Genomic DNA, 21,968 nt, shown 5'->3' on the forward strand with positions numbered 1-21,968 from the left:
TGGCTTCGCGGAAACCCATGTTCCGGTGGGTTTCTCGAGGGTTTGGCACCCAAGTGATTCTGACTGGGCTCGAACCAGCGACCTCTACCCTGTCAAGGTAGCGCTCTCCCAGCTGAGCTACAGAATCAGGTCGTGTCCTCTCTTAAGGACACTATTAATATATCAAGAAACTATTAAGTTGGCAACAACTTTTTAAAAGTTTTTTGTACTTTTTTAACGCGTCATTTGTTGGCGATCAATATGCCGGCAGAGGCGTTCCAAATCACCCGCATAAACGGAGACGAGCATGTTCTGATATAAGGTGTCACGGTCCCAATGAAGACCATTCGCTTTAGCCACACGCTGAGACGGAACGTTTTCTGGATGAATGAGTGAAATGATTTCCTTCTCTCCTTCAGTGAAGGCATACTGCATCAATCGCGCGGCCGCTTCACGTCCGTAACCCATATGCCAATGCTTCGGTGACAACCAATAGCCAACTTCTAGCTCGAGTTTACCGTCTAACTCATGAAGCAACGTACCTGCATGACCAATCGGTTCATCACTTTCGAACGTCATCAGCTTCAATAGTCCCGTCTGGCGTCCCGTTTCATAGCGGGCCAATTGACGTTCGAACCATTCGATTGTTTGTTCGTCTGTATACGGTCTCCCATCCGGACTGATGAAGCGCATCACCCGAGGATCTTGGAGAAGCGACTTAACAAAATAGAAATCAGAGATCGTGTACGGTTCAAACCGCAAACGTTCGGACTGCAACTCGACAAGATGCATCGTTTTCCGCCCCTTTCTTCCATCTCATAATCTGAATTATTCAATTCCCGTTTTCAGCTTGTTTCAATCCTTTACGATACAACTTTTAAACCGACCACACTGCCGATAATCATCATTAGATAAAAGATTCGCCAGCGGCTTTTAGACTCATTTAAATAGAGCATGCCTAGAATGACGCCACCTGCCGCTCCGATTCCGACCCAGATGGAGTAAGCCAAGCTTAACGGAATGTCTTCAAGCGACTTCGATAGCCAATAAAAACTGAGCGCGAACGACAAAATCGATAAGATTGACCATTTCAAAATTTGATACCCTTTCGATTTCCCCATAAAGAAAACGGCTGTCATCTCAGCAATCCCTGCACCGATCAAATATACCCAACTCATGCTTCTTCTCCTCCTGTCACTTGTTTCAACCCGATGATTCCGATGATCAACGTCGTCACAAGTAAAAGTTTCCAGCCGCTAAGCGCCTCGTCAAAAAGAAGAGCACCGACAATCACCGTTCCAACCGCTCCGATTCCCGTGAAGACGGCATACCCTGTACCTGCAGGTAAAACCCGGAATGCTTTGGCGAGTAAGCCGAAACTGACAACCAAGAGTACAATCGTCCATAACGTCGGACCAAGAACGGTAAACCCTTCAGACAATTTCATCGTCGTTGCCCAAATGATTTCAAGCAATCCTGCGAACAAAAGAGAAATCCAGGCGACTTTTTCCTTATCCATTCCAACCCACACCTTTCTTGAAGATTCGGAAAGCGGCTTGTTGTCGCATCTCCCGCTCATCTTCAAATGTAAATAGAGACAATAAGGCACCATCTAGAAAGCAATAGTACGCAGCATAGAGCTCATCGAGTGGTTGCGATGGTAAGTCTCCACGCTCCATCGCGAGACGAAACTGTTCTTTTTCAAACCGCTTTAACTCCGTCTCTACCTTTCCGATGACTTCTTCAATATAGTCCCGAAATTCTGGGGGTGGTACGAGGAGCATCCGTTTCGTCAACATCCACGTCTCGTGATCGCTAAAGAATGACGTGAGCGTACGAACGATCGACTCAATCCGTTCTAAAGGTGGTCGTTCCTCGGTATCCTCACATATCTGTCGCCATGCTTCTTCATAACGATTCGCCATATCGGTCACGACTTGCTTAAACAATTGTTCTTTCCCATCGATGTGAGCATACAAAGAAGCCTTTCGGATGCCAACGTCTTCGGCAACCGCCGCAAGTGATAATCCTTCATATCCTTCACGGGCAAACCGTGTCCGAGCGGATTGCATAATTTTCTCTTTTGTATTCACGCGTCTCACTCTCCTTCCTCCTCACTTTACCTAACGAACGGTAGGTAGTCAAGATTTGTGTTTGTCTTTTCGCTCATGATTCTCCACAATACAAGGTGAAAGAGGTGATGAAGAATGATTGATCAATTGAACGTATCGATTCCAACGGAGAAGGTCCGTGGTCAAAAACGGATTGTCCGCGTGTTTCGACCAGACTGGGTCAATGCCGACACCCCACTTCCTGTCCTTTATATGCATGATGGGCAAAATGTATTCTCAGGAAGCACGGCTACATATGGAGAAGGATGGGAAATTGACCGCTGCATCGATACACTCCAGCTTCCACTTATGGTCGTCGCCATTGCAAGTGCTCCGAACTGGTTAGATCGTTATGACGAGTATTCATATGAAGAAGATGAGATGTTATATCGCCGTATCGGACCAGAACTTGCGAAAACGCGCCCAACCCTTGGTGGTCAAGGTCGTTTGTATACAGATTGGCTTATGAACGACTTAAAACCACGAATCGACAAAGAGTATGCGACAAATCCAGAAGATGTCGGCGTCATGGGGAGCTCGATGGGAGGTGTCATCTCTTTATATATGATGGCAACCTACCCTTCCATCAAAAGAGTCGGATCCCTCTCCACCGCTGCATGGGCGAATCTGGATCCATTGATCCAGGCTATTCAGGAAACCGATATCTTTGGAAAACTGTATATGGACATCGGAACGAATGAAGAGAGCGGACCGATCACAGCGAAGGATTACTTGTTCACGAATGCAAAACTGATTGAAGCCATCGCTAAAAAGGGTATCGCTTTCCGATATGAAGTGGAACCGGATGCGATTCATCACGAATCATCCTGGCGCCGCCGTTTACCTCACGCTCTTCGTTATTTGTACGACGTCACATGAAAAGAGCGAATTCCGATTTCGGAATTCGCTCTTTCGTTTAGATGACCCAGTTGCCGTCACGCATGATTGCTTCGCGCGTGCCGTCTTCCCGTTCACCATCGATATTCATTTCAGCTGACCCAATCATGAAGTCAACGTGTGTCATCGAGTCATTCGCGCCGTTCGCCGCGAGTTCTTCTTGCGACATCGAAGGACCACCTTCGAGACATGTCGAGTAGGCACGACCTAATGCCAAGTGGCATGATGCATTCTCGTCAAACAACGTGTTGTAGAAGAGAAGACCTGAGTTTGAGATTGGCGAATCATCTGGAACGAGCGCCACTTCACCGATGCGGCGTGCTCCCTCATCCATGTTCAATAACTCATCAAGAGCCGCTTGTCCTTTTTTCGCTTCTGCCTTGACGACTTTCCCACCTTCAAACCAAAGCGTGAACTCGTCAATCAAGTTCCCGCTGTAGCTGAGTGGCTTCGTGCTCGACACGTGACCTTCCACAGAATCTTTATCCGCGAGCGTGAACACTTCTTCTGTCGGCATGTTCGCGATAAAGTCGATGCCATCGACGTTTGGACCGCCACCGCCAAGGAAGACGTGCTTTTTCGGAAGCCCGATTGTAAGTTCCGTGCCTGGTGCTTGGTAGTGCAACTTCGCGTACTTCTTCTCTGTCAGCAACTTCGCGCGGCTACGGAGTGATTGATCATGTGTATCCCATGCCGCGACCACATCTTCTTGATCCATACGTGTTGCTGCGAAAATCGCTTGCCATAAAGCTGCGACTGCATCTTCACGCCCCGGGAATACTTTTTCAGCCCACGCTTCTGACGCACCTGCAACGATTGACCAACTCACGTTGTCACTCATCACATATTGACGCCATTTCGCAAGTGCTTGTCCGGCTGCACGGTTCGCATCCGAGATGCGTGACGATTCGACACCATTCAAGGCATCTGGGTCATCACTGACGATGGACAAGAATGCTGTCTTCTCTTCAGCCAATTGTTCAAAACGAGCCTTTAACCAATCTGGAAACTCTTTGAACGAGTCTGCTGGTGCATCGAAATAACGAATCTTCGATGTCTCCTCATCGCTCCAATTGACAAATACTTGTTTCGCACCTGCCGCATACGCAGCTTTCACCACGTGACGGACAAGTGGTGCCTGACTGATATCGGCACGTACCTCTAGCTGTTGACCTGGTTGAATATTGACACCTTTTTTCACAGCTAGCTCTGCATAGCGTGCGAAATCTGCCTCTGTCGGCATAGAAATCATAGACATATGTATCGTTCCTCCTTTTCAGTTATCTTTATTTTCTTAAATTTCAGGAAAAGTTGCAACCGATGCGCAAAAACGGGCATATTAGTAGATGAAGAATGAAGGAGGAATCTACTATGGCAGATTGGAAATCAACCTACACACACTTTTTGAAACAAGCGAAAGAAGATATCCACGACCGAGAACAACTCGGCGACCTACTCGTCCAAGGTGAGCGCGCCCTCGCAAAAGTGACCGTAGACGTGGCATCCAATGAAATCAGCAATATCGAGCGCGAAGAAGAACTGACGCTCTACTTCCAAATGAAACAAATGCTGAATATGTTGCGCGCGCTATACAATGATCAATTTGAAATGCAACCTGACAAACAAGAAGAGCTTGTCGCGGCAATTCTATATTTCGTCTCACCGTTCGATGCGATTCCGGATGATGTACCGCTCGGACTATTCGATGATGCTCAGGTGATCGATTATGTACATGAACAATTAGCGAGTGATATCGACCGATTCCATAACGAATTGTGACTTGAAATGATGAACGAGTAGCAGTACGCTAGCAGAAGACTTACCAAAAGGAGGCGTAAGGCCTAGCCATTATCTATGTATGCTAAATCTCGAAAACGGGTTGCCCTTGAAACGGTACTGTTCATCATTGCCGGGACAATCCTTCAGTCTGTCTTTGTCAGTTTACTGCTCAAACCTAATGAAATCGGTTCGGGGGGAATCGTCGGAATCACGTTGATTACGAACGAACTATTCGGAACGCCAATCGGGATGACCCAGCTCGTGCTCAATATCCCACTCTTCATCTTAGGGTTAAAATACTTGGGACGTCGCTTTATTTTGATGACGGGAATTGTTGTCGTGCTCTCTTCTATCTTAATCGATAGTTTACCTGTCCTTATTCCGCCGACTCCACTTGACGATCCGCTCGTCGCTTCCGTATTCAGCGGAATCGTTTCGGGTCTCGGACTTGCTCTCCTCTTATTCGCAGGCGCTTCTACCGGCGGTCTCGATATTTTAGGGAAAGTCATTTATATGAACAACCGAAACTTGTCGTTACCTAAAATCTTTTTGACACAAGATATCATCGTTTATGTAATGGTCTTCATCGTCTTTGACATTAAAGCGGTCATGTATGCCCTTGTGTTAAGCTTTGTCCGGTCACGCACGTTACTCACGATTCACAAGTTCTTCTCCGCTCAAAAGCAATGTTTCATCATTTGTCAGAAGGCGGATGAAATCAACTTGGTCATTAAGCAGAACTTAAAACGTGGCGTCACCATCATGGATGCGACAGGCGGATATTCGAACGATTCGAAAAAAATGCTGTACGTCGTCGTCCAGAACAATGAAATCCCTCGACTTCGTCAGATTGTTTCCGAGATTGACTCTGAGGCATTTGTCACCGTATCAGAAATCGATTCCATCGTAGGGAACTTCAAAGAACACTCGTATACACTCTAATATTTACCTGTTCGACAACAATCTCGTATTGTTGTCGATTTATTTGTGTAATCTTCGGTCACCTGTTCCGATAATAAATAAGAGACCCCTATATATAAAGAAGGAGGTGCATGAGTTGTCAGTTCACTCGTTGCGCCAATACGTTCCGGCGATTCTCATCGGAACGTTTTTGACCGGACTTTTATTGTTATTTTTGACCCCTCATGATCTGCGAAACAGCACGTTGCTCATCTATTATCTCGTCATTTCAGGAGCAGCCATCTTATTTAGTGGAGTAGCAATTTTTAAACATAGAGGGATGAGAAGATTTATTCATGTTTTGATTACTGCGGGAAATGTGTGCTTCGCATTTTATTTACTAATGCACTATGATTCGACAGGTGCGAATACTCAATACCTCTTGTTTTTACAAAATTTCTTTTACTTAATCATGGCTCTGATTGTCATTACTCAATCCATTGAGATTCGCACGTTGAAATTACGTACGTTTGACTTGTTCGCCTTATTTAGTTTCTTTGTGATTGGTGCACTACATATATGGTTTTATTCCACACAAGACGTGTCACTCGTATCTCAGTTGAGTGGCTTTGAAGAGCAGATGCTCCTGATCAGCCTGTACATGATGCTATCCTTCTTGTATTTAAATCGCGTCGTCTCGGCTGGACAGCAATTCCGGATCCTTGTACTCGTCGGAATTTTAAGCTTCACGGTCGCCTCAATCGCGAACACGCTCTTTGTGTTTTCAGGCATCACACATGAACTAGTTCATCTCGTTCAAGTCAGTAGTATCCTTATGATTTCCATCAGTTATTGGGTCGAGGATATATCGGAAGACGCCCTTGCTTACGATTCCATTTTGGATTATATTCTGTACAGTATCGTCGTCATGCTATTTTTACTCGCTTCAGACCGCCTTCTCGGTACGTCTGTAACCGATTCGATGATTGCGAATGCCGTGCTTCTCTTGCTCATTCGCCAGTTCGTCGTTTCAAAACAGAACGCGCTCATCAGCCATCGTCTTCATTCAGTCAATACAGATTTAGAAGTGGCCGTGTCGACAAAGGCGCATGAACTCGAGATTCGTGAACAGCAATACCGCTCGCTTTTCGCCTATCATTCAGAACCAATTTTCTTATTCGATTTGCACGGCGAAGTGTTGTCGGTCAATGAGGCAGGAAGTTCGATTCTTGGATTGACGACGGACAAGTTACTTGGGTCAAATATCCTCGACATCATCGAATCGAAAGATCGTGCACCGTATACGATTATTCTTCAAGAGTTATCAAACGGTCGACCGAGAACGATTGATGTACGGATTATGACCGAAGAAGGCGAGACACGTGTTTGGCAACTCGTCAATGTTCCGATGATCATCGACGGGGAAGTCGAAGGTATTTACGCTATCGCGAAAGACATCACGCAAATGATCGAGCAGCAAGAACAAATTTTATACCAAGCCAAATTCGATAGTCTGACAGGGCTTCACAACCGTTACGCGCTACAAGAGCAAATTGAACGTTTGATCGAAGAAGGTCGCACGTTCACGCTCATGTTCTCTGATTTAGACGGCTTCAAAGAAATTAACGACCAGTTTGGCCATCATATGGGAGACGAGCTTCTGCAGCATATCGGAAAACGACTGCGGACCGCACTCCTTCCAAACGAATATGCAGGACGTCTCGGTGGTGATGAATTTATTGTCGTCGCCGAGCACGGTGATGATGAAATGTTGACAGAACGCTTACGGCGTCTCGTCTATCGCCCACCTTATTATATGGCTGGGACACTGGTTGAAGTGCATGCCTCGATTGGAATCGTCCGCTTCCCGGAGCATGGTAAGAAATTGAAACACCTGCTCTCGAACGCCGATCTCGCCATGTATCGCGCAAAAGACAAAGGTCGTGACGAAACCGTCATGTTCGAACCAGAATTACGGGAAGACAAGGAAGAACGGAAAGTATTGATGGAAGGACTTGATACCGCACTTGAAAAAGGAGAGATTTCACTTTTCCTCCAACCTCAAGTCGATGCGTCTACGAAGGCAGTGATTGGAGCGGAGGCGCTCATGCGTTGGCAACATAACGGGACGTTCATTCCCCCGAGTCAATTCATTCCGATTGCTGAAGAAACCGGTCATATCCACGATTTAGGTCGCTGGATGATTCATGAGACGTTCCAACTGATTCACGTATTCGAACAAGGAGATATTCATTTGCCGAAGCTTTCGGTCAACTTGTCCGTTCGGCAATTGTTTGATGAGCATTTAATTGATTATTTGAATACGTTGTTCGAGCGATTCCCAATTGATCCGTCCCGACTCAATTTTGAATTAACCGAAACGGTCGCCGCTCACCATTCCGATCGCGTCTTGAATCGAATCCTAGAATTAAAGTCGCTCGGTATCAAACTTTCGATTGACGATTTTGGGACAGGTTATAGTTCGCTGGCCTATCTCGTTCGTTACCCAATCGATGAATTGAAAATCCCTCGTGAATTCACGATGCAACTTGAAGAGAATCGTGAATATCAGATGGTCACGACGACCATCGTCGCCATGGCACGACAACTTGGTATGGCACTCGTCGCCGAAGGTGTAGAAACTGAATATCAAGAGACGTTCCTTCGTAAAATTGGATGTGACTCCATGCAAGGCTATCGCTATGCAAAGCCGATGCCACTTGATGAGTTCGTCATTTATTACATGAAACACGCAACGCCCTGAACCGAATGATGTATTGGTTCAAGGCGTTTTTTCATTTCATCTCATATACTTTGACTTCACCAGGTTTTAAATCGACGTGGAGATTCCATTGTTCATCAAACGCATGTTCCGCATATGGCCATGAAGTTGGTGAATAGACCATCTCCGCAAAACGACTCGCATTCCAATTTCGACGACGTACACCATCAAGGGAAACCACGCCTCGTAACGACTCCCACATATTTGTGTTCGCTACAACGAGCAACGTATCGTTCGTCTCCGGACGTAACCACGCGAATCCGATAAACGGTGCAAATGGCTCGTCTAAAATAAGTGGTTCAAAATGGTTCGGATCAACGAGTACATCAAGCCAACGGCGACGAATCTCTGCCACTTGATGCATCACTTCAATCATCTCATCTCGCTCTGGATGATCCCAATGGAACTGATACGCATCAAAGAACGCGAGTTTTCCGAAATACGGGTCGGTCGGGAAGAGTTGATACGCTTCTTCAGGACGGCAATCGAGTCCGGTATTCATCGGCTGCGTTTCATATAATTCAAGTCCAGAGTTTGTCATCGGGACGCCATTCGGCATAAAACCGTTCAGGACTGTCAACAATCGACTTGCTTGTCGTCCCCCTTCTCGCGTAGCAAGGCGACGTGTATCCGCTGTTTCCCCTGCCGCGAATACTGGAAGTGGTAAAAAGCGTGAGTCGTATAAAAATTGATGGGTCTCATGCGTCTCGAATCGAGGTTCTTTATAAAAGCCATATCCGATAATCATGTTATAACCGGCATCTTTCGCCGCCCATGCTCCTGCTTCAATCAATTCTTCCGCGATAAAGCTGAAATTCGAATCGAGCGATCGTGGTTTTGCCAAAATGCGTTGTGCCAAATCGACAGGAAGTGCATGGCCCATATCGATACGTGCGCCGTCGATGCCATATTCGCGTTGATAGTGTGGAATGATATCGGCGAGCATCTCCCAGAGTGGCTCGTTAATCACATTTCCCCGGAATTGATTGGACTTGATTGAATCAAACAGAATATAAGGAGCGATGTTCGCATCGTTCACATAAGGTGCCGCCGCAAGCGGATGGTCTAAGAAGAGGCGGAAGTAAGTCACGTCCGACCAAGGCGGTTGCGGATCGTTGATACAATCTGAAAAGGCAGGTGCTGTCGTCAATCCGAACTCCTGTTCAATCGTCGCGAGTACGTTTTTTTCTGGATGTTCGATTAGAAAAGCACGAACACGCTCCCACTTTTCGGCATCGATCAAGTTCGGAGCCATCGAGAATCGTCTTAAGTGTTGCCAGACATCTTCTGAATTGTACACCATTGGTAAGAAAGCAAATTCTGGTTTTACATTCTCTCCAATCCCCGGCACAGATGGTGGATGATAATAATCGACTTCGGCCAGCGGAATCCAGTAGAACCACTCCGGATTTTCAAGAATGAGTCGATTGTCTCGTGCACATGTCCGAGGGATGACATCGATGACGACACGAATCCCTACCATGTGACAAGCTTCCACAAATGCAGAAAACTCTTCTTCGACAGTCATCGCATCGCCTGTCAACGTTTCCTTTAACTCTTCATCAATGGCAAAGAAATCTTGAACGGCATAAGGAGAGCCAAATTCACCTTTCTTGTTTTTATGGCTATGCTGAGAAATCGGTAACAGGAATAAGGTATCAATCCCCATATAAAGGAGATGTGGAATGAGCGTAAGCGCTTTCACAAATGTGCCTGTGTCTTTCATCCCTAGTGAGTTCTGCATCTCCACATAACCCGATCCATCATGATCCCAGGAAGTTGATGTACGAACTTGCATCGAATAGACAGAGGCACGCTTAATCCAATCGCCACCCGTCTGTAAATGGCCATCTGCACTCGCGATGGACGTATGATATGCTCGATTTTCTACCGCATATGGAAGAATCGCTTTCTCTATTGTTTCTACTAAAAAATCATACGGATTTACACGCTCGACCCCGTCACGAATCGGTTCAGAAGGAAAACGCATTCGATTCCATAGACTCGGAATCTCGTAAGTAAGGTTCGTACGCTGATCTTGTAACACCTGGTACAACTTGTGTAATGATGAATTCTCTGACATATTGACTCTCCTTAAACTTCTAATGGTCTTCTGTTGTATAAAGTTCTTACACTAATTGATTATACATTTACCCGTTTTTTCCTTTTTCAAAAAAATATTTTCTGTCGATTTTTCCAAAATCATGTACGATGGAGTAGAAAGGAGGGTCACGATGTCACATCGAAAGTGGATTTTACTATGGATCAGTCTATCCGTGCTATCTATCTCGATCATTGGTATTTTTATTTTTCAATTGAGAGAGACAAATGAGCGGCTAGAAATCATACAAGATGAACAACTCGGCTCTTACGAGGCGATTGAGGATATCATGTATTATAATATTGAACGCGCAAACGCAATCCGTGGTTTACTCGCCTATGAAGATCGACATTTTTTAGAGATGTACTATAGCATGTCTCGGCAAGCAAAGGCGTTGAAACAGTCCGTCATCGCTGACCCAGACACACCGAGTTCCGTCCTCGATTTACTCGAGCGAGATGCCGTATGGGAAAAAGAAGCCGATCGTGTGCTCGTCATCTATGAAGAAGGCGACCTTGTTAAAGCAACAGCAGTAGCCGAGACGATGACGCAACTACGACAGACTATCCTAGAGGATTTAAGGTCTCTAAAGCAGATGCAGTATAAAGATATCCAGAAAGAGCTGATTGCAGCTGAAAATCAAGTCTCATTCTTAACTCAAATACTGTTTACCATCACGTTTTTATTGATTGCGATCATCGTCATCCTAACCATTTTGCTGTTGCGCATTAAACACGAACATGAAACGATCGAATAGAAAAAGGAGTGTCTCAGACTGATGCTGAAACACTCCTTTCTTCATGATGAAGTCATTCGTAATAATCTCGTCGCATTCGCAATGGCAAGTAGTGCCACACCGACGTCCGCGAAGACAGCTTCCCACATGGTCGCAATTCCGAATAACCCTAATACCAAGACAAGCGCTTTCGTCCCGAACGCAAAGAAGATATTTTGCCAGACGACACGTTTTGTCTGTTTCCCGAGCTTGATGGCTCGGACCACATCGTTCGGGTCGTCATGCATCAAGACCACATCTGCTGCCGTGACCGCCGTATCACTTCCGACTCCCCCCATAACAAGCCCGACATCAGCCCGTGCCAACGCTGCCGCATCGTTCATTCCATCTCCGACAAATGCGACTTTATGGGAAGAGGTCATCTGTTCAATCGCTTCTACTTTTTCGTGAGGAAGCAATTCGCCTCGCACCTCATCTAGTCCGATTCGTTCGCCAATTGTTGTAGCAACTTCGACTCGGTCTCCCGATAACATCACCGTCCGGTATCCGGCTTCTTTTAATGCTTGGATTGCAGTATACGCATCCGGCTTCACCGTATCCATTAATTCGATTCGCCCTAGCCAACGATTGTTCTTCATCACATGAACACTTGTCCCAATCGATACATCCTCAATCGTTTGACCTAAATACCTCATATACCGGGCACTACCCACATAAATATGATCATCACCATCATGGGCATGTAGACCATATCCCGGCTCTTCTTGGATCGATTCGAACGCCTGAACGTCTCCTACTCGATTGACGATGGCTTGAGCGAGCGGATGATTTGATGCTCGTTCGACGCGAGCGGCAAGGTGCAACAATTCTTCAGCTTGTACGCCTTCTGTCGTCACGACATTCGTCACTTCAAACCGTCCTGTCGTCAACGTTCCGGTCTTATCAAAGACGACAGTGTCCACTTCTGTTAACGCGTCTAAATATTCTCCACCTTTTACAAGAACTCCTTGTTTAGAGCCCGCTCCGATTCCACCAAAATACCCTAACGGAATCGAAATCACGAGCGCACACGGACAACTGATGACGAGGAAAATGAGCGCACGGTAGACCCACTCCGATAAGTCTCCGACAAACAGCGGTGGGACAAATGCGACGATTGTCGCCATGACGACAACAAAAGGCGTATAGACTTTCGCCAATCGGGTGATCATCTGTTCTGTCTTTGCCTTTTTCCCGTTCGCCTCTTCTACGAGGGCAATCATCTTTTGAAGGCTCGATTCGGCAGCGAGCTTCGTCGTTCGGATGACGAGTCGTCCCTCTAAATTGATCATCCCCGCCAACACCTCTTCACCCGCTCTAACTTGACGAGGGACCGCCTCACCTGTCAACGAAGCCGTATCAAGTGAACTCGCACCACTGAATACAACTCCATCCATCGGAACGAGTTCTCCGGCACGGACAATCAGATGTGAACCGACCGATACATCTTCTGGCAATCGCTCCACTTCTTCCTCTCCAACTAGTACGCGAGCGAGCGTTGGTCTCATATTTAACAAAGACTGAATCGACTTCCGTGAAGCGCGCACCGCACGCCCTTGTACGTATTCTCCAAGTTGATAAAACAGCATGACTGCTACGGCTTCCGGATATTCAGCAATCGCGAATGCACCGATGGTCGCGATGGTCATTAAGAATTTTTCGTCAAACCATTCCCGATGCCATACATTTCGGATGGCACCGTATACGACGTCATATCCAGCTAGCCCATACGCCACAATATATCCTGGGATGGAATCCATCCAAAGGGCAATCGAAAAGATAAAGGCAGCCGCAAGGAATCGCCATAGGATGGTATCTCGTTGTTCGGTTTGATCCTCATCTGTTTTGATAAACTTCGCACCCGGTTCGATTCTATTCATCGTCTGCTCGATTGACTCGAGCATCGCTTTGCGCTCAGAAACATCAATCCATTCAATCACCATTCGACTCGTCGCGAAATCAATTTGGCAAGATGCCACTTCTTCGCGTTTCGTGACATCCCGCTCAATTTTTGCCGCACAGTTCGTGCAGGTAATTCCAGACACAGGTAGCACGTCTCGATTTTTCATTCCGCTCCCCCTAACATTCAAACGTTCATTTGAATATATCGTAACGCGAAATGATTTTCATGACAATAGGAAAAAATGACCGAATCCTAAAAGGATCGGTCATTGGATTCAAACATCTTTCTGTTCTTCGCTATGGGCCAGCGCAATTTCAACAAGCTGTCTGACATGTTCGTCGTCTAATGAATAATACACGACTTTTCCCTCTTTTCGATATTTCACTAGTCCTTGTTCGAGTAACGTCCGTAAATGATGGGATGCGGTCGCATTTGAATGACCGATGACGGCGGCAACATCACAAACGCAAAGTTCATGTTCGAGCGTCAGGACATACAGTACTTTCAAACGAGTCGGGTCAGCGAACGCTTTAAACAACCGACTGACACGCGGGGCATCCAATTGTGCCAAGGCAGTTTGTAGCGTCGGTACGTCTTCTGATTGGATCCCAATCGTCTCACATTGGGGCACTTTCATATTTCTCACCTCGTCTTTTATGTGTATATAGTGTAGCAAAAATTCATCGATATATCTGTTATATATTATAGTTGACTTATACACTTCTGTTATAATACAATCATGACAACAACCTAAACTGTCAGACATTTTACCGAAGGAGGCATTTTCATATGAATGAATGGGCGAGCCGACTCGAATCATCTGTCGAGTTTTATCAAAAATTACCGGATAAGACATGTCAGGAATGCGGGAACCATATGGACGAACAGTGCGAATCATACGAAACGACATGTGCTTCATGCACAGAAAAGCTTCAACACGCAGAATAAACACAACACCCCTTCGATTGAAGGGGTGTTGTGTTATTACATCGACCAACCGATGTAAGCCGCAATAAGTCCGAACAGATAGGTCGCAAGCAAATAGAGGCCGAATCGAACCCAGTCTTTTGTCGCAAACCGCATCAATTCCAGTTTTAAAGTCGAGAACGTCGTAAACGATCCAAAAAATCCGATGCCTAAAAAGAGGATGAGCGATTGGTAATCGGTGTGCGCGTACAAGTACCCGAGACCAAATGACCCTGTCACGTTGACGAACAACGTCTCCCAAGGAAAAGTTGAATCAAACCACTTTTTCATGACCTGACCGATTGCGAAGCGGAGAATCGCACCGATGAAAGCGCCAGCTGCAACCCAAAGAAGCGTCATTTCACTTCACCTCTTGTCGACGTTTTTGTTCCAATGTGATAACCAAACCAGGAACTCCATAAACCGAGTGTGATGCTGAGGAATACATATGTAACAGCGAGAAGTACATGATCATGTTCAACTAATTGAATCGTTTCTACACTAAACGTGGAAAACGTGGTAAATGATCCAATCATTCCGGTTCCGATAATCGTGACGATTTGAGGAGAAGGTTTTCCCCTTTGAAGGAATCGATGCGTCAGCCATCCTAACAGAAAGCTTCCAATTAAATTGATGAGGAGTGTCGCGACTGGAAACGGGCTCGTTCCGAAAGAAGCGACTAGTAATCCAAGTCCGTACCGTGCCAACGCTCCAACTGCACCAGCTACCCCAACGTATACGTACAGCATCTCATTCCCTCCTCCACGAAAAAGACACCTGCAACATGCAGGTGTCCATTCAACTGAAGTTATTATACCAAGCTGTCGCTGTTTACGAAATAGCTGCCGGAGCAAGAACTGCTTCGATTGCTTCAAACGCTTGATCGAGCTCTTCTTTCGTAATGACGAGAGGTGGTGCCAATCGAATGACTGTCTCATGCGTTTCTTTGCAGAGAAGTCCACGTTCTTTCAGTGCTTCACAATATGGACGAGCCGCTTCGGTCAATTCGATACCGATAAATAATCCACGTCCACGGACGTCACGAATCATCGGATTATCGATTGATTTCAAACGTTCCATGAAGTATGTCCCTAGCTCTAGTGAGCGCTCGACAAGTTTCTCTTCTTCCAACACTTCGAGCGCTGCGACCGAGACCGCAGAAGCGAGCGGGTTTCCACCAAATGTCGAGCCGTGGGATCCTGGATTAAACACAGAAAGAATTTCTTGATCCGCGGCAACGCATGAAATTGGGAAGACACCGCCTCCAAGCGCTTTTCCGAGAATGTACATATCCGGTGTGACATCTTCCCACTCGATGGCAAACCATTTTCCTGAACGACCAAGCCCAGACTGAATCTCATCAGCCACGAACAGGACGTTGTGTTGTTGACAGAGTTCAGATGCACGTTTCAAGTAACCTTCTGGTGGAATGATGATTCCTGCCTCACCTTGAATCGGTTCCACGATGAACGCTCCTGTATTCTCTGTGATTGCCGCTTCAAACGCATCGATATCGCCATATGGTACGACTTTGAATCCTGGTAATAATGGTCCGAACCCACGTTGGTACTCTGCTTCAGTCGACATCGACACAGCAGCCATCGTACGTCCATGGAAGTTTCCGGTGCAGACGATAATTTCGGCCTGCCCTGGAATGCCTTTTACTTCATACGCCCAACGACGGGCTGTTTTTACCGCTGTCTCTACGGCTTCTGCGCCCGTATTCATCGGCAACACCATTTGTTTTTTTGTAAGCGTTACCACTTTGTCGTAAAAGCGTCCGAGTTGATCGTTGTAGAAGGCACGTGACGTCAACGTAATCTTATCTGCCTGATCTTTGAGTGCTTGAATGATTTTCGGATGGCAGTGTCCCTGGTTGACTGCAGAGTATGCACTTAACATATCCATGTAGCGATTCCCCTCAGGATCGGTTACCCAAATCCCTTTCGCCTCCGAAATAACAATCGGTAATGGATGATAGTTGTGTGCCCCGAATTTTTCTGTCAGCTCAATCACATCATGTGTTTTTGACATATTGCTTCCCCCTTATTCAAAACTATCTTACTCTTACAGTATATGATGTCCGCCTTTCTTTTGACAATGACGTACTTAAGCATTCCTTGAATTGGCAAAATCAGGTACACTGACATTAGAATATGCATTGAGCATGACAGATTGGAGGAAATGATGTGGCTTCATTGCGTGATTTATCGGTAGACCAATTCATCGATGCTTTGTCTGTACCGTGTTGTTATATTTCTCAAGATGGTACGGTTCTGTTATGGAATACACATGCCGAAGTATTGTTCGGGTGGAAACGTGAAGAAGTCCTCCATCAACCACTTCCTGTCGTTCGGCAGTTAGGACATGCTTTAAAAACATGGACACCGCTCCTCCTTCAGTATCCGTTTTCGACGACGGCGATGACGCCGTTCCAACATAAAGATGGGTCCGTCATCTATGCGACCGCATACTTGCAATCTTTTTCGCTCGAAGGCATTTATGGCTATTTCCTCGCCTTCCTTCCAAAAGGGTTTGGCCCGCTCATTAGTACAGAGCAATTCAATTTGCTCCACCATTTTCAAGAAATGATTAAACAATCGACCCATTACTTGGCGACGAACGCAAAAGGTGAAATCGTCGATATCAATCCATCCTTGTGTCGTTTGCTCGATACAACGGAACAACAATTAATCGGGAAAAACTGGTTCGAGCTCATTCATGACGCAAACGATCAAGATGGTATTTCACGTGACGTCTTAACGTCGTTGGCGACGAACCGCATCTGGAACGGGGAAATGCCGATTTCATGCAAAGAGCACGATGATGAGCCTTGTTGGCTTAATTTGACCGTCGTGCCGATTGTGAGTGAAAAAAGTGATGTGATTCAGTATACGGCGTTCGGATTCGACGTTTCAGAAAAGAAACGCCTCGAAAAAGAAGTTCGATTCTTAGCCTACCAAAACGAGTTAACAGGACTCTACAATAAAAAAGGCTTCTTACGTCAATACGATTCAATCCTTCAACAAATCGATGAACGGGAAGGGTTTCTCCACATCGCCTTATTTGACATCGATCGTTTCAAGATCATCAACGAATCGTTCGGATCTCGTGTCGGGAATGAGCTCCTCGTCCAAATCAAGGAACGTGCACTTCACCTCATTCCAGAATCCGCTTTATTGTTCCATCCGACGGGCGGACTGTTCGGTGTCATGTTCTTTGAAGAGTCGAAAGAAGAAGTGTTTCAATCACTTCGCCATTTGCAACACGAGTTGCAACGTCCATTCCGAATCTACCATCACTCGATCATGGTCTCGATTTCGGTCGGCTGTGTATTTTATCCGTCTTCTGCGAGTTCACTCGAAGAACTGTATACACGTGCTGAAAGTGCCCTCTTCAAAGGGAAACAGATCGGGGTCGGTACGATTCAATTCGTGACAAAAGATATGGATGCCGCATTCTCAAGACAAATTCATATCGAGAAAGCCTTATATCGCGCGCTAGAAGAAAAACATTTCTATCTCGAGTATCAGCCCAAATATGAGCTGGCGACAGACCGTCTTATTGGTTTTGAAGCGCTCCTTCGCTGGCATCACGAAGAATTGGGACAAATCCCGCCTTCTGAGTTCATTCCGCTCGCAGAAGAGATGGCGCTCATCGTTCCAATCAACAATTGGGTCATTTTAGAGGCGACAAAACAATTGAAGACATGGAAAGCTGAATTTGACCAGCCTCTCTCGATGGCAATCAACATTTCACCAAACCAGTTCCGAAGCGACAGTTTCTTAAATACGCTTCGAAATATCAAGCAACAACTCCAACTCGACACATCAGATGTCATTTTAGAAATTACGGAGAGCTTGGTCATGCAACAAACCGATGAAATCATTGAACGCATGGAGCAGATCAAGCGACTGAACTACCGACTGTCGATTGACGATTTCGGAACCGGATTCTCATCCTTGCAGTATTTGAAGTCATTCCCAGTCGATGAACTCAAAATTGATAAAGTGTTCCTCGACGATTGGATGACATCCAAATCTCACTTACTCGACGTGATCGTCTATCTCGGGAAAAGTTTAAACCTTCACGTTGTGGCCGAAGGAGTCGAAGACGAAGAGATGCTTCAGCATTTAAAGTCTACCGCGTGTGATTCATTCCAAGGTTACCTGTATGCAAGGCCTGCTTCTCCAGAGGCAATCGAACAATTACTCCGGTCATCAAAAAACTCACCGAACGCATGAAGCGTTTGGTGAGTTTTCTTATAATGCAATCGATGATGTCGAAAGACCATATATGCCATACGTGGCACACAACAAAATAATGACGGCGATGATCGACTGCGTACGTGTTAAGAACGGGCGTCCCTGTTCCCGCTCTGCTAAAAGAAAGACAAATACACCAGGTGCGTAAAGAATCATCGCAATCAGGACGTATTCGATTCCCGATGCATACAGTAGCCATGTGGCGTATAACGAGGCGATGGCAGAGATCACCATCATCCGTAACGATGCTGTCCGCTTCGCTTCCATCCATCCATAAAGTGCCGAGAAGAGATATGGAACGAGTGCTGCGATCCCGGCGATACTCGACAAGACAAGATACGTCTGCTCCGAGAATAATGCAACAGCTGTGACGATTTGCGTAAACACTTGTGTGATGAATAATGCGTTCACTGGCGTGTCGTTTGCGTTCAGTCGATTGAACACTTTCGGGAAGACACCATCTCGACTGGCGACATACGAAATTTCTGTCGCCAAAATCGTCCATCCGAGCAAGGCGCCTGTCAATGAGACGAGCAACCCGATATTGATCAATGTCGCACCAAACGGTCCAACGACCGCTTCTAATACATATGCCATCGACGGTTCCGGTAATGCTGCAAGTTGCTCTTGTGTCATGACACCGAACGAGAAAATCGAGATCATCATATAGATCAACAATGTGCCAATCAACCCGATCACTGTCGCTCGACCCACATCTTTTTTCTGACGCGCGCGCGAGGATAAGACGACTGCCCCTTCAATACCGACGAACGCCCATAATGTCACGAGCATCGTAGACTTCACTTGAGGGAAAACATTTGCCCAAACAAATCCCGACTCGCCCCAAAAGTCGACCTGGAACGTGTCAATCTGGAAAGCAAAGAGGATGAGCACGATGAACAAGAAAATCGGAACGAGCTTCGCGATTGTTGTGACAATGTTCAACAGTGCCGCCTCCCGCATGCCGCGGGAAATGAGCCAAGATAATCCCCACACCAAAATCGCACTGACAAATAAACGGAACAATCGATGTTCTGCCGAGAACACAGGGAAAAAGTATGCCAACGTGCTAAAAATCAATGTAATGTTTGCCACTGTCCCAATCCAAGCAGACATCCAATAACCCCAGCCACTATTAAACCCGACGAATTTACCGAATCCTTCCCGCGCGTAGGCGTAAATGCCACCTTCTAACTCCGGACGTGTGTCCGCTAAAAACTGAAAGACGAAGGCGAGCATGATCATCCCGACCCCCGTAATCCCCCATCCGATTAAAACTGGTCCTACTCCTGCCCCTTGCGCCATAGCACCTGGGAGATTAAAGGCACCTCCACCAATCATTGTCCCGACGACCATGGCCGCAAGACCGAAAAAGCCGATTCCGGCTGAATGTTGTTTCAAATTAACGCCTCCACCAATCTATAATCTTACCGAATAACTATACAAATATACTGTATAATCATTCGTCGATTTTTCTATTCTACTTCCTAAAAGGATTCAGGGATAGACATTCTAAATAAGTTTATATTTTCGAATAATTTGAAAAATTCCATTGCATATTCATCCTAGATGTAGTTTAATTACAACATATTCTAAATTATCAGAATTTTCGGGAGGTTGTATGATGCGTAACAAAAAATGGCTAGCTTTATCGGGGGTCGCTTTATTAGCGACAGCAGCTTGTAGTACAGGAGACGACTCATCGAGTTCGGAGGATTCATCTTCAAGCGATGCTAAAAAAGAAATTACGATGGTATCGGCGACAGATTTGCCACAGCTCGATCCAACACTTACGACGGACTCGACATCGATTATCGTGACGAACAACGTGTTCGAAGGGTTATATCGTCTAGACGAGAACAACCAACCGACACCAGGGATCGCCGAAGATGTCGAAGTATCAGAGGATGGTCTTACATACACGTTTAAACTACGTGACGCGAACTGGTCAGATGGCTCACCGATTACAGCTGAAGACTTTGTCTACTCTTGGAAACGCGCACTCAATCCAGAAACAGGTGCCGAGTATGCGTATATCCTTCAAGACTTAAAAAATGCAAACAAAATCCTTGCAGGCGAAGCGTCTCTTGACGATCTCGGTGCGAAAGCAATCGACGAGAAGACACTTGAAGTTCAGTTGGAAGCACCAGCACCATATTTCTTAGGATTGACTGGTTTCCCAACATACATGCCGCAAAAACAAGAGTACGTCGAAGAACAAGGCGAAGAATTCGCGACTTCTGTCGACAAGACGCTCTATAACGGTCCTTATGTGTTGAGCGAATGGCAAGACAATGCAGGATGGGTCTATAAGAAAAACCCAGAGTATTGGGATGCTGAAAACGTGAAGATGGATACGATCAACGTCAAAGTCGTAAAAGACGTATCGACGGGTGTCAACTTGTTCGAGTCAGGCGAAGCGGACTACACGCTTCTCTCATCTGAATTCGTTCCACAATTTGAAGACAGCGATGAATTTAAGACGCGTGCCGATGCACGGATCAACTTCCTTCGTTTCAACCAAAAGAACGAGGCGCTTCAAAACGTCAACATTCGTGAGGCACTTGCCAAAGGATTTGATAAACAAAGTGTGACAGATGTCATCTTGACGGACGGTTCACAACCAGCGAACTACATCGTGGCGAAAGATTTCACGTTCACAGAAGACGGCGCTGATTTCCGTGAGAAGCATCCAGACCTCCTCAGCTACAATGTTGATGAAGCGAAAGCCGCTTGGGAGAAAGGTCTTGAAGAGTTAGGAGTCGAAACAGTCGAGCTCGAATTCCTCTCACGTGACGAAGAAGCGTTCAAGAAAGTCAACGAGTTCATCAAAGGTGAACTCGAGAAGAACTTGCCTGGTTTGACACTTAACATCAAACAGCAACCGTTCAAAAACTTCCTTGACCTCGAAGGAAAAGGTGAATATGACGTTTCTGCTGCTGGATGGGGCCCTGACTATCAGGATCCAATGACATACCTCGACATGTGGGTCACAGACGGACCATTCAACCGTATGGAGTACTCAAACGACGAGTATGATCAATTGATCCAATCAGCGAAGAAAGAAGCCGATCAGATGAAGCGTTGGGAAACAATGCAAGAAGCTGAACGTATCCTTCTTGAAGAAGACTTCGCAATCGCTCCGATTTACCAAAAAGGTGAAGCATACTTAGAGCGTTCAAACATCGAAAACATGTATCGTCACCCGTTCGGTGCCGATGCGAGCTTCAAGTGGCTTGACGTCAAATAATGAGATAACATCCTTGATACCTATACGGATCAAGGATGTTTTTCTGTGGTGAAAGGGATTTAACTGATGAAGAGTTGGACGCTATGGCTCACCTTATTGGCTACCGTAATCTGCATCCTCAATATTTCTGGATTGGATGACAAGAACATCTTATTGTTTTTATCTTCGCCTCCATTCTGGTTGCTTGAGACACCCTGGTTTTCCTCACACATCATCCATCCGACCTCCCTGCCTCAGTCAGCACTTTACATCATGACAGT

At 46.0% G+C, this 21,968-nt stretch carries 20 protein-coding genes and 1 tRNA gene; 8 read left to right on the forward strand and 13 right to left on the reverse strand.

Annotated features, from left to right (window positions below):
• Positions 1-54: 54 nt before the first annotated feature.
• From KNP62_RS12530 to KNP62_RS12550, 5 genes are all read right to left on the reverse strand, one after another.
• Positions 55-127, reverse strand: a tRNA-Val gene (locus tag KNP62_RS12530).
• An 86-nt stretch (positions 128-213) separates the two neighbouring features.
• The gene (locus KNP62_RS12535; protein ID WP_214696843.1) at positions 214-771 is read right to left on the reverse strand and encodes a GNAT family N-acetyltransferase; all 558 of its coding nucleotides are present in this window, start codon (positions 769-771) and stop codon (positions 214-216) included.
• Between the two features lie 71 nt (positions 772-842).
• Positions 843-1,157: a DMT family transporter gene (locus KNP62_RS12540; RefSeq protein ID WP_074033008.1), complete on the reverse strand. Its 315-nt coding sequence runs from the start codon at positions 1,155-1,157 to the stop codon at positions 843-845.
• Positions 1,154-1,498, reverse strand: coding sequence for a DMT family transporter (locus KNP62_RS12545; protein WP_214747352.1), 345 nt, complete (start codon positions 1,496-1,498; stop codon positions 1,154-1,156). Before KNP62_RS12545 ends, KNP62_RS12540 begins: the two co-directional genes overlap by 4 nt.
• The gene (locus tag KNP62_RS12550) at positions 1,491-2,081 is read right to left on the reverse strand and encodes a TetR/AcrR family transcriptional regulator (RefSeq protein WP_353047534.1); all 591 of its coding nucleotides are present in this window, start codon (positions 2,079-2,081) and stop codon (positions 1,491-1,493) included. The genes KNP62_RS12545 and KNP62_RS12550 overlap by 8 nt, the downstream gene beginning before the upstream one ends.
• Before the next feature lie 105 nt (positions 2,082-2,186).
• Here KNP62_RS12550 and KNP62_RS12555 point away from each other — a divergent pair, with 105 nt between their 5' ends.
• Positions 2,187-2,969 (forward strand): alpha/beta hydrolase, encoded by a 783-nt coding sequence (locus tag KNP62_RS12555; RefSeq protein WP_214785738.1) that lies wholly within the window; start codon positions 2,187-2,189, stop codon positions 2,967-2,969.
• Between the two features lie 37 nt (positions 2,970-3,006).
• Here the strand turns inward: KNP62_RS12555 and KNP62_RS12560 are convergent, their stop codons facing one another.
• Entirely contained in the window at positions 3,007-4,245 is a 1,239-nt protein-coding gene (locus KNP62_RS12560; RefSeq protein WP_214785739.1) for an aminopeptidase, read from the reverse strand.
• A gap of 113 nt (positions 4,246-4,358) precedes the next feature.
• Between KNP62_RS12560 and KNP62_RS12565 the strand changes: the two genes are divergently transcribed.
• The 3 genes from KNP62_RS12565 (at position 4,359) to KNP62_RS12575 (ending at position 8,430) form a co-directional block, all read left to right on the forward strand.
• Positions 4,359-4,766 carry a YkvA family protein gene (locus tag KNP62_RS12565; protein ID WP_074033005.1) on the forward strand — a complete coding sequence of 136 codons (408 nt, stop codon included), beginning with the start codon at positions 4,359-4,361 and terminating at the stop codon, positions 4,764-4,766.
• Between the two features lie 75 nt (positions 4,767-4,841).
• Positions 4,842-5,708, forward strand: coding sequence for a YitT family protein (locus tag KNP62_RS12570; RefSeq protein ID WP_214696834.1), 867 nt, complete (start codon positions 4,842-4,844; stop codon positions 5,706-5,708).
• 106 nt (positions 5,709-5,814) lie between these two features.
• Complete coding sequence (locus KNP62_RS12575; RefSeq protein WP_353047535.1) at positions 5,815-8,430, forward strand: putative bifunctional diguanylate cyclase/phosphodiesterase; 2,616 nt, start codon at positions 5,815-5,817, stop codon at positions 8,428-8,430.
• Positions 8,431-8,461: 31 nt separating this feature from the next.
• Here the strand turns inward: KNP62_RS12575 and KNP62_RS12580 are convergent, their stop codons facing one another.
• Positions 8,462-10,531, reverse strand: a complete 2,070-nt coding sequence (locus KNP62_RS12580) for an alpha-amylase family protein (protein WP_214785741.1) — start codon at positions 10,529-10,531, stop codon at positions 8,462-8,464.
• 151 nt (positions 10,532-10,682) lie between these two features.
• On the opposite strand from KNP62_RS12580, the gene KNP62_RS12585 reads away from it, so the two are divergent.
• Positions 10,683-11,306, forward strand: a complete 624-nt coding sequence (locus tag KNP62_RS12585; protein ID WP_214785742.1) for a hypothetical protein — start codon at positions 10,683-10,685, stop codon at positions 11,304-11,306.
• A 41-nt stretch (positions 11,307-11,347) separates the two neighbouring features.
• On the opposite strand, the gene KNP62_RS12590 is transcribed toward KNP62_RS12585, so the two are convergent.
• Both KNP62_RS12590 and KNP62_RS12595 read right to left on the reverse strand, forming a co-directional pair.
• On the reverse strand, positions 11,348-13,393 hold the full coding sequence (locus KNP62_RS12590; protein ID WP_214785743.1) for a heavy metal translocating P-type ATPase: 2,046 nt from the start codon (positions 13,391-13,393) through the stop codon (positions 11,348-11,350).
• A 108-nt stretch (positions 13,394-13,501) separates the two neighbouring features.
• The gene (locus KNP62_RS12595) at positions 13,502-13,864 is read right to left on the reverse strand and encodes an ArsR/SmtB family transcription factor (protein WP_214747369.1); all 363 of its coding nucleotides are present in this window, start codon (positions 13,862-13,864) and stop codon (positions 13,502-13,504) included.
• Positions 13,865-14,016: 152 nt separating this feature from the next.
• Here KNP62_RS12595 and yhfH point away from each other — a divergent pair, with 152 nt between their 5' ends.
• The gene (gene yhfH / locus KNP62_RS12600; protein ID WP_214747372.1) at positions 14,017-14,175 is read left to right on the forward strand and encodes a protein YhfH; all 159 of its coding nucleotides are present in this window, start codon (positions 14,017-14,019) and stop codon (positions 14,173-14,175) included.
• 36 nt (positions 14,176-14,211) lie between these two features.
• Here the strand turns inward: yhfH and KNP62_RS12605 are convergent, their stop codons facing one another.
• From KNP62_RS12605 to KNP62_RS12615, 3 genes are all read right to left on the reverse strand, one after another.
• On the reverse strand, positions 14,212-14,553 hold the full coding sequence (locus KNP62_RS12605) for a fluoride efflux transporter FluC (RefSeq protein WP_214785744.1): 342 nt from the start codon (positions 14,551-14,553) through the stop codon (positions 14,212-14,214).
• Positions 14,550-14,942, reverse strand: coding sequence for a fluoride efflux transporter CrcB (gene crcB, locus KNP62_RS12610; protein ID WP_214785745.1), 393 nt, complete (start codon positions 14,940-14,942; stop codon positions 14,550-14,552). The genes KNP62_RS12605 and crcB overlap by 4 nt, the downstream gene beginning before the upstream one ends.
• An 82-nt stretch (positions 14,943-15,024) precedes the next feature.
• Positions 15,025-16,227 (reverse strand): ornithine--oxo-acid transaminase, encoded by a 1,203-nt coding sequence (locus tag KNP62_RS12615; RefSeq protein ID WP_214785746.1) that lies wholly within the window; start codon positions 16,225-16,227, stop codon positions 15,025-15,027.
• A 155-nt stretch (positions 16,228-16,382) separates the two neighbouring features.
• On the opposite strand from KNP62_RS12615, the gene KNP62_RS12620 reads away from it, so the two are divergent.
• The gene (locus KNP62_RS12620; RefSeq protein WP_214785747.1) at positions 16,383-18,437 is read left to right on the forward strand and encodes a sensor domain-containing protein; all 2,055 of its coding nucleotides are present in this window, start codon (positions 16,383-16,385) and stop codon (positions 18,435-18,437) included.
• Positions 18,438-18,455: 18 nt separating this feature from the next.
• On the opposite strand, the gene KNP62_RS12625 is transcribed toward KNP62_RS12620, so the two are convergent.
• Positions 18,456-19,859 carry a basic amino acid/polyamine antiporter gene (locus KNP62_RS12625; protein WP_214785748.1) on the reverse strand — a complete coding sequence of 468 codons (1,404 nt, stop codon included), beginning with the start codon at positions 19,857-19,859 and terminating at the stop codon, positions 18,456-18,458.
• A gap of 223 nt (positions 19,860-20,082) precedes the next feature.
• On the opposite strand from KNP62_RS12625, the gene KNP62_RS12630 reads away from it, so the two are divergent.
• The gene (locus KNP62_RS12630) at positions 20,083-21,708 is read left to right on the forward strand and encodes a peptide ABC transporter substrate-binding protein (protein WP_214785749.1); all 1,626 of its coding nucleotides are present in this window, start codon (positions 20,083-20,085) and stop codon (positions 21,706-21,708) included.
• The last annotated feature ends 260 nt before the right edge of the window (positions 21,709-21,968 follow it).

The sequence above is a fragment of the Exiguobacterium sp. s183 genome, assembly GCF_018617655.1.
Lineage (GTDB): Bacteria > Bacillota > Bacilli > Exiguobacteriales > Exiguobacteriaceae > Exiguobacterium > Exiguobacterium aestuarii_A.

Excerpts from the sequence above, each read along its gene's own strand:
- KNP62_RS12595 (WP_214747369.1), bottom strand. The coding sequence starts at position 13,864 with ATGAAAGTGCCCCAATGTGAGACGATTGGGATCCAATCAGAAGACGTA.
- KNP62_RS12570 (WP_214696834.1), top strand. The coding sequence starts at position 4,842 with ATGTATGCTAAATCTCGAAAACGGGTTGCCCTTGAAACGGTACTGTTC.
- KNP62_RS12580 (WP_214785741.1), bottom strand. The coding sequence starts at position 10,531 with ATGTCAGAGAATTCATCATTACACAAGTTGTACCAGGTGTTACAAGAT.
- KNP62_RS12545 (WP_214747352.1), bottom strand. The coding sequence starts at position 1,498 with ATGGATAAGGAAAAAGTCGCCTGGATTTCTCTTTTGTTCGCAGGATTG.
- KNP62_RS12555 (WP_214785738.1), top strand. The coding sequence starts at position 2,187 with ATGATTGATCAATTGAACGTATCGATTCCAACGGAGAAGGTCCGTGGT.
- KNP62_RS12615 (WP_214785746.1), bottom strand. The coding sequence starts at position 16,227 with ATGTCAAAAACACATGATGTGATTGAGCTGACAGAAAAATTCGGGGCA.
- KNP62_RS12560 (WP_214785739.1), bottom strand. The coding sequence starts at position 4,245 with ATGTCTATGATTTCTATGCCGACAGAGGCAGATTTCGCACGCTATGCA.
- KNP62_RS12585 (WP_214785742.1), top strand. The coding sequence starts at position 10,683 with ATGTCACATCGAAAGTGGATTTTACTATGGATCAGTCTATCCGTGCTA.
- KNP62_RS12565 (WP_074033005.1), top strand. The coding sequence starts at position 4,359 with ATGGCAGATTGGAAATCAACCTACACACACTTTTTGAAACAAGCGAAA.
- KNP62_RS12540 (WP_074033008.1), bottom strand. The coding sequence starts at position 1,157 with ATGAGTTGGGTATATTTGATCGGTGCAGGGATTGCTGAGATGACAGCC.
- KNP62_RS12590 (WP_214785743.1), bottom strand. The coding sequence starts at position 13,393 with ATGAAAAATCGAGACGTGCTACCTGTGTCTGGAATTACCTGCACGAAC.
- KNP62_RS12535 (WP_214696843.1), bottom strand. The coding sequence starts at position 771 with ATGCATCTTGTCGAGTTGCAGTCCGAACGTTTGCGGTTTGAACCGTAC.
- KNP62_RS12630 (WP_214785749.1), top strand. The coding sequence starts at position 20,083 with ATGCGTAACAAAAAATGGCTAGCTTTATCGGGGGTCGCTTTATTAGCG.
- KNP62_RS12605 (WP_214785744.1), bottom strand. The coding sequence starts at position 14,553 with ATGACGCTTCTTTGGGTTGCAGCTGGCGCTTTCATCGGTGCGATTCTC.
- crcB (WP_214785745.1), bottom strand. The coding sequence starts at position 14,942 with ATGCTGTACGTATACGTTGGGGTAGCTGGTGCAGTTGGAGCGTTGGCA.
- yhfH (WP_214747372.1), top strand. The coding sequence starts at position 14,017 with ATGAATGAATGGGCGAGCCGACTCGAATCATCTGTCGAGTTTTATCAA.